The sequence below is a fragment of the Saliniramus sp. genome (assembly GCF_035311605.1).
Taxonomy (GTDB): domain Bacteria; phylum Pseudomonadota; class Alphaproteobacteria; order Rhizobiales; family Beijerinckiaceae; genus Saliniramus.
This window is the reverse complement of sequence record NZ_DATGCW010000158.1, coordinates 1-6,542: the sequence shown is the minus strand read 5'-3', so window position 1 is coordinate 6,542 and position 6,542 is coordinate 1. Positions and strand designations below refer to the sequence as shown.

The following is a 6,542-nucleotide window of genomic DNA, read 5'->3' as shown; positions in this document are numbered from 1 at the left end:
AGCGAGGATGCGATTGACGCTTTGCGCAACGTGCTCCTCCCCCATGCCGCCATCGTCACGCCCAATCTCCCCGAAGCCGCCGAGATCCTCGGTGAGGATATTGCACAGGACGAGGCGGCCATGTGCGACCAAGGCAAGCGTATTCTGGCCATGGGCCCCTCCGCCGTCCTGATCAAGGGCGGCCACGGTACCGGCGTCGAAAGCGTCGATCTCCTGATCGAATCGACCAACGTCCACCGTTTCCCCGCCCCGCGCATCGCGACGCAGAACACCCATGGTACCGGCTGCACCCTTTCCTCGGCCATAGCAGCGAAACTGGCACTGGGCACCACGCTGCACCCTGCGGTCGAAGCCGCCAAGACCTATATCAGCGCCGCCATCGCGGCCGGTCGCGACCTCGATATCGGACAGGGGCATGGCCCCGTCCACCATTTCCATTCCTATTGGTGACATCATGATCAATCGCCGCAATGCCCTCGGACTGACCGTCGGCGGCCTCGCCGCGAGCGCGGCTATCGCCTCCCCCGCCATCGCTCGCGAGAATGCGCTGCGCTTTCGCATGGTAACCTCCTGGCCGCGCGGGCGCGCCGGACCGGGTGTCTCGGCGCAGCGGGTAGCCGAGCGGATCAACCGGATGGCGGCAGGTCGGCTGCATGTTGAGCTCTTCGCTGCCGGCGAAATCGTCTCGGCTTTCGGCGTGCTTGATGCCGTTTCGCAGGGCACCGTCGAGATGGGCCATTCCGCCGCGATCTACTGGCAGGGAAAGATGCCCGCCGCGAGCTTCTTCACCACCGTACCCTTCGGCCTCGGCCCGATCGAGCATCAGGCCTGGATCGCCCTGCGCGGCGGCCAGGAGCTCTGGGACGAACTCTACCGACCCTATGGCGTGCAGGCGTTCATGGCGGGCAATCCGGGACCGAATATGGGCGGTTTTTTCCGCGAACGCATCGCGAGCCTCACGGATCTGCGCGGACGGCGTATCCGCATCGTCGGGCTCGGCGCGCAGATCTTCGAGAAGCTCGGCGCCACGCCCGTGAACCTGCCCGCCGGCGAGATGGTTACCGCGCTGGATCGCGGAGCGATCGACGGCGTCGAATTCCTCGCACCGGCGAGCGACTACGACACCGGCCTGCATCAGCACGCGCCGTATTACTACGCGCCCGGTTTCAACAAGCCGAACGGGCCGAGCGAATTGCTGATCTCGGATGCGGCATGGGAGCAATTGCCCGACGACCTGCGCGCCATCGTCGCGGAGGCGGCGCGCGCCGAGCATGCGCTGGCGCTGGCCGATGCGCATCAGGACAATGCCCGCGCCCTCGACGCGATGCTCACCACCGGCAATGTCTCGATCGAGGCGTTTCCCGGCGATCTGATCCGCGCCGCACGCGAAGCCGCCAGCGAGATAATCGACGGGATCGCAGCCACCTCCGATCTCGCCGAGCGCATCGTGGCCTCCTATCGCGAAGCGCAGGGCGCGCTGCGCAACTGGACTGCGCTGTCATCGGATATGGCGCGATCGCTCGTGAGATCATAGACTGCCATCATGGGACGTTCATTTTCCTCACTCGGCTTCATGGGCATGTTCGGGCGCTCGCACGACCTGAAGCAGCTCGACGCCGCTCTGCGCGCCGTCGATCTGCACCCCAATGTCGTGCCGGAAGCGATCAAGCTCACCATCGTCAACCTGCTCAAGGACCACGCCATCGGCAAGCACCCGGCGCCTCAGGCCTATGCGCCGGCGGCGGAAATCGTGGCCTATTGCATGCTCGGCCCGGCTGCGCTGGCCGCGAGCAACCCGCCCGATCTGCTTGACCGGACCGAGGCGCGGATCGAACGGGCGCTGGAGGACGGCGACAGCCTCGATGCGCAGCTGATACTGCTCACCCTGCATGCGAAGGTCTGCCAGCCGGACGTGATCGCGCGTTACGGGCTGGAAACCGATGGCGCTTGAAGCATGCCACCGGACGGGCTAAGCGTTGCGCCATGACGCAGCAAACCAGTCAGCAGCCACGCCTGCGCACCGCCCTCTATACCGGCTCCTTCGATCCGGTCACGCATGGCCATCTCGACGTGATCGCACAGGGCGCACGCCTGTGCGATCGGATCGTGCTCGCGATCGGCGTGCATCCGGGCAAGACGCCGCTGTTTTCCCCCGCCGAAAAGGAAGCGATGCTGCGCGAAGCCTGTGCTGGCATCGCGCAGGCGGAGAATGTGGCCATCGACGTGATGACCTTCGACGATCTCGCCGTCGATGCCGCCAGCCGGGCCGGAGCGAGTCTGATCCTGCGCGGTGTGCGCGACGGTTCGGATCTCGACTACGAGATGCAGATGGCCGGCATGAACGCCACCATGGCGCCGCAGGTCCAGACCGTGTTCCTCCCCGCCTCGCCTTCCGTGCGTCACATCACCGCCACGCTGGTGCGCCAGATCGCGAAGATGGGCGGTGATGTGTCCGCCTTCGCGCCGCCGGTCGTGGTCGCGCGCCTGGCCGAGAAACTCGGCACCGGCGCGGCCTGACCCGGTGCCTCAATCCTCAGCCCAACGGAGCTTGCCCGCGATGAAATCTCTCGCCCTCGCCGCCGCCCTGTTCGCCGCAGCCCTGCTGCCCGCACAGGCGCAAACCGCCGATGACCCGGCGAACACGCTCGTCATGGAAACACCGCATGGCGAGGTGGTCATCGCGCTGCGGCCCGACATTGCGCCCGCCCATGCCGAGCGGCTCGTCACCCTCACCCGTGAGGGTTTCTATGACGGCGCGCCCTTTCACCGGGTGATCCCGGGCTTCATGGCTCAGACCGGCGATCCGACCGGGACCGGCATGGGTAGCTCCGAATTGCCGGATCTGCAGGCAGAATTCTCCTCGGAGCCCTTCACGCGGGGCAGCGTCGGCATGGCGCGCGCGCAAAATCCGAATTCCGCCAACAGCCAGTTTTTCATCGTCTATGACCGCGCGGACTGGCTGGACAACGAATATACCCTGATCGGCGAAGTGGTCAGCGGCATGGATGCGATCGACCAGATCGCGCCAGGTGCGGGCCAGAGCGGCATGGTGGATGATCCCGACCGGATCGAAAGCATGCGCGTTCTCGCCGACACTCAGTAAAAACCAACCTCGAATCGAGACAAAGGACGACATCATGGCCGATGCCGAAAACACCATCATCATGGAAACCACCAAGGGTCGCGTGGTCATCACACTGCGCCCTGATCTGGCCCCCGGCCATGTCGAACGCATCAAGACGCTGACCCGGCAGGGCTTCTATGACGGTGTGCCGTTCCACCGTGTGATCGACGGCTTCATGGCCCAGACGGGCGACCCCACCGGCACCGGCATGGGCGGTTCCGATCTGCCGGATCTGCGCGCCGAGTTCAGCGCCGAGCCGCATGTGCGCGGTATCTGCTCCATGGCTCGCACCCAGGCGCCGCATTCCGCCAACAGCCAGTTTTTCATCTGCTTCGGCGATACCCGCTTCCTCGACAACCAGTACACGGTCTGGGGTCAGGTCACCGAGGGCATGGAAAATGTCGACCAGATCAAGCGCGGCGAGCCGGTTCAGGATCCCGACAAGATCGTCTCCATGAAGGTCGCCGCCGACGCGGCCTGATCAAATCCAGCGCGGCGGCGGGCCCCCTCGCCGCCGGCGACATGGCCTCGAATCAGCCCCTTGTGCGCGCCTGCCATGGCGGCACCGGCTGGAAGCGGTCGACGAGAAAATCGATGAAGACCCGCGCAGCCGGCATCGTGATCCCGCCGCCCGGGCGCACCGCGTAAATCGCGCTCTCCGCTGGCGGACGGTATTCCTCCAGAATCGGCGTCAGACGCCCCGCCTCCACATCCTCCCCGATCAGAAACGCCGGCAGGCGGGCAATGCCCACGCCGGCCAGCGCTGCAGCGTGAAGGGATTCGACCGTATTGCAGGCGAAAGCCCCTTGCAGCTTCAGCCGCCGCCCTGTCGGTGAGCGATATCCCCAATCATTGAAACGCGTTTCGTGATTGAGCAGCAGGCAGTCGCGAGCCTCCAGATCGCCCGGGTCACGCGGCGCTCCCCGTGCCGCGAGATAGGAAGGGCTTGCCACGACGATGCGCTCGTTCAGCGCCAGCTTGCGCGCCACCAGCGATGAATCCGTGAGAGAAGCACTGCGAATCGCCACATGCGTGCCGCTGGCGACGAGATCGATCATCTGATCCGTCAATGTCAAATCGATCTGGACCTGGGGATGCGCACGCATGAAATCGATCGTAGCGGACACGATATGCCGCTGCCCGAATGCGTTTGAGGCGCTGATTCGCAGCACCCCACGTGGCTCCTGCGCGCTGTCACCCAACCCCTGCTCGAGGGCCGTGATCGCGTCAAGGATGCGGCGCGCCTCCCCGATATAGGCCTCTCCGGCCTCAGTCAGCCGCATCGAGCGCGTCGTGCGTACCAGTAATTGTGTGCCGAGCCGTTGTTCCAGCTGGCTGACGCGCTTCGAGACGGCGGAATGGGTCATGCCAAGTAGACGCGCCGCCGGCGAAAAACCCTTCTGTTCAATAACGGCCACGAAGACGGCCATATCGCTGTAGCGATCCATTTGTTCCTGCAATCGACAGATGCTGGTCGGAATGAGCGAATTCTCCCGAGATCCGAATTAGGCGACCTTCCAATCAAGAATGCAACCCCAAGCACTCGAAAGCCTGACACGAAACGCAAGCATTGAGGATGTCGCCATGAAAACCCGTCACGAAATGAACACCCGTCACGAAACCACCACCGACACACTCGGCCCCGCCACCAAGCATTCGCGCGGTCGTTGCAACGGCGCCTGCAAAGGCAATTGCCGCTGCCCGCAGCCGGAACCGTCCCGCCCGGACATGGCCGATCTCACCCGCTACCCGCTGGTCAGCACAATGCGCGCCGTCAGCTTCGACGATGCCGCGGTCACGATCACCTGGGAAGACGACACGATCAGCCGGTTTCATCACGGCTGGCTGCGCGAGAACAGCCCCGACCCGGCCTCCCGCCATCCCCATTCCCGGGAGCGGCTGGTCTCGCCGCTGGATATTCCCGCCGACCTCCGGCCCGAGAGCGTCACCCTGGAATCGCCTGTCGCCCTGGCAATCAGCTGGGACATGACCGACCAGCCGGTGAGCCGCTTCGATGCGGGATGGCTGCGCGCCCATTGCTATACCCGGCACCGCTTCATCGCCAATCCGACCCGCCATCACGCGAGCCTGACGCCGCAGCCGGCCTACTGGAGCGCGGTGATGTATTCCGACGCCATGCTGCGTGTCTGGCTACGCGACTATCTGGAAACCGGCTGGTCCGTTGTTTCCGGCGCGCCGGATGAGCATGACCTCTCCACCCGCCTCGGCGCCCGGATCGGTGTCGTCCGCTCCAGCAATTTCGGCTTCCAGTTCGACGTGATGTCAAAGGCGGTACCGATTTCAAATGCCTATACGGCCTCGGATCTGCCGCTGCATACTGATATGCCGCATTATGAGCTGCCGCCCGGCACGCAGATCCTGCACTGCCTGCGCAACGATGCGGTGGGCGGCGAGAGCCTGCTTTCCGACGGGATTGCTGTCGCCAATCTGATGCGCGACCACCATCCGGAAGCCTTCCGGTTGCTCAGCCAGGTTTCGGTCCCGTTCCGCTTCCAGGATGCGGATGGCGATTACAACAGCCGCCATCAGATCATCGAGTGCGATGCGGCGCAGAATCCGGTCTTCGTGAACTGGTCGAATTCCACGCTTGCTCCGCTGGACGCCGATCCGGAAATCATGCCGCAGCTGCGAGCCGCAATCCGGCTGTTTCTGGAATACCTGCAGGATCCGCGCTTCCTGATCACGCTCAAGCTCGATGCCGGCCAGGTCCTCGTCTTCGACAACCGCAGGATGCTGCACGGACGCAAATCCTTCGACCCCACGACTGGCGGGCGCCACCTGCAGGGCTGCTACCTCGACACCTCGGAAGTGCTCAGCCGCATGCGGATGCTGGAGCGCGACGAGGATGCCCAGGAGGACACGCGCAACGCCCCGGTCCCCGTTTGATCCGAATTTCCGGCACCCCGCTGCGGCGGGGTGCCCCCCACCCTTTCTCATCGACCTTTACTGAAAGCCGCTGTCATGTCCGTCATTGAATCCGCCGCCGCCCGTCGCGGCATCGTCATGCCCGCCCATGCGACCTTTCCGCAGATCGTGCGTCACTTCAGCTATATCCTCGGCGGCGTTCTCGCCTTCGGGCTGGCCACCGGGGGCCTGTTTCCGCTGATCGGAATCCGGCTCTACGAGAACGGCGCCAGCGATCTGGTGATCGGCCTGATCACCTCGGTCTTCTTCGCAGGCACCTTCGCCGGCGCCATCCTGACCGAGAAGCTCATCCGCCGGATGCGCCATGTGCGCACCTTCGCGTTGCTCGCCGCGACGGCGGGTGTGAGCACGATCGGGCTCGCCATGACCGACATGATTTCCGTCTGGGTGGCGTTGCGCTTCGTGACGGGCTTCTGCCTCGGCGGGTATTATGTCGTGGTCGAGAGCTGGATCAACTACTCCTCCAGCAACG

At 64.7% G+C, this 6,542-nt stretch carries 9 protein-coding genes; 8 read left to right on the top strand and 1 reads right to left on the bottom strand.

Going from position 1 to position 6,542, the window contains the following annotated elements; translation table 11 throughout:
* The 6 genes from VKP01_RS07590 to VKP01_RS07565 form a co-directional block, all read left to right on the top strand.
* A partial coding sequence (locus VKP01_RS07590) for a PfkB family carbohydrate kinase (protein WP_324411550.1) occupies positions 1–450 on the top strand: 450 nt, incomplete at its 5' end.
* Positions 451–454: 4 nt separating this feature from the next.
* The gene (locus VKP01_RS07585; RefSeq protein WP_324411549.1) at positions 455–1,534 is read left to right on the top strand and encodes a TRAP transporter substrate-binding protein; all 1,080 of its coding nucleotides are present in this window, start codon (positions 455–457) and stop codon (positions 1,532–1,534) included.
* A 9-nt stretch (positions 1,535–1,543) separates the two neighbouring features.
* A complete protein-coding gene (locus tag VKP01_RS07580) occupies positions 1,544–1,951 on the top strand; it encodes a hypothetical protein (protein ID WP_324411548.1) in 408 nt (135 codons plus the stop codon).
* Between the two features lie 32 nt (positions 1,952–1,983).
* A complete protein-coding gene (gene coaD, locus VKP01_RS07575) occupies positions 1,984–2,517 on the top strand; it encodes a pantetheine-phosphate adenylyltransferase (RefSeq protein WP_324411547.1) in 534 nt (177 codons plus the stop codon).
* Positions 2,518–2,557: 40 nt separating this feature from the next.
* Positions 2,558–3,103 (top strand): peptidylprolyl isomerase, encoded by a 546-nt coding sequence (locus VKP01_RS07570; protein ID WP_324411546.1) that lies wholly within the window; start codon positions 2,558–2,560, stop codon positions 3,101–3,103.
* Between the two features lie 34 nt (positions 3,104–3,137).
* Positions 3,138–3,605: a peptidylprolyl isomerase gene (locus VKP01_RS07565; RefSeq protein ID WP_324411545.1), complete on the top strand. Its 468-nt coding sequence runs from the start codon at positions 3,138–3,140 to the stop codon at positions 3,603–3,605.
* Positions 3,606–3,657: 52 nt separating this feature from the next.
* On the opposite strand, the gene VKP01_RS07560 is transcribed toward VKP01_RS07565, so the two are convergent.
* Positions 3,658–4,572 carry a LysR family transcriptional regulator gene (locus VKP01_RS07560; protein WP_324411544.1) on the bottom strand — a complete coding sequence of 305 codons (915 nt, stop codon included), beginning with the start codon at positions 4,570–4,572 and terminating at the stop codon, positions 3,658–3,660.
* 136 nt (positions 4,573–4,708) lie between these two features.
* Here VKP01_RS07560 and VKP01_RS07555 point away from each other — a divergent pair, with 136 nt between their 5' ends.
* Both VKP01_RS07555 and VKP01_RS07550 read left to right on the top strand, forming a co-directional pair.
* Positions 4,709–6,031: a TauD/TfdA family dioxygenase gene (locus VKP01_RS07555; RefSeq protein ID WP_324411543.1), complete on the top strand. Its 1,323-nt coding sequence runs from the start codon at positions 4,709–4,711 to the stop codon at positions 6,029–6,031.
* A 75-nt stretch (positions 6,032–6,106) separates the two neighbouring features.
* A partial coding sequence (locus VKP01_RS07550; RefSeq protein ID WP_324411542.1) for an MFS transporter occupies positions 6,107–6,542 on the top strand: 436 nt, incomplete at its 3' end.

Excerpts from the sequence above, each read along its gene's own strand:
- VKP01_RS07585 (WP_324411549.1), top strand. The coding sequence starts at position 455 with ATGATCAATCGCCGCAATGCCCTCGGACTGACCGTCGGCGGCCTCGCC.
- VKP01_RS07580 (WP_324411548.1), top strand. The coding sequence starts at position 1,544 with ATGGGACGTTCATTTTCCTCACTCGGCTTCATGGGCATGTTCGGGCGC.
- coaD (WP_324411547.1), top strand. The coding sequence starts at position 1,984 with ATGACGCAGCAAACCAGTCAGCAGCCACGCCTGCGCACCGCCCTCTAT.
- VKP01_RS07570 (WP_324411546.1), top strand. The coding sequence starts at position 2,558 with ATGAAATCTCTCGCCCTCGCCGCCGCCCTGTTCGCCGCAGCCCTGCTG.
- VKP01_RS07565 (WP_324411545.1), top strand. The coding sequence starts at position 3,138 with ATGGCCGATGCCGAAAACACCATCATCATGGAAACCACCAAGGGTCGC.
- VKP01_RS07560 (WP_324411544.1), bottom strand. The coding sequence starts at position 4,572 with ATGGATCGCTACAGCGATATGGCCGTCTTCGTGGCCGTTATTGAACAG.
- VKP01_RS07555 (WP_324411543.1), top strand. The coding sequence starts at position 4,709 with ATGAAAACCCGTCACGAAATGAACACCCGTCACGAAACCACCACCGAC.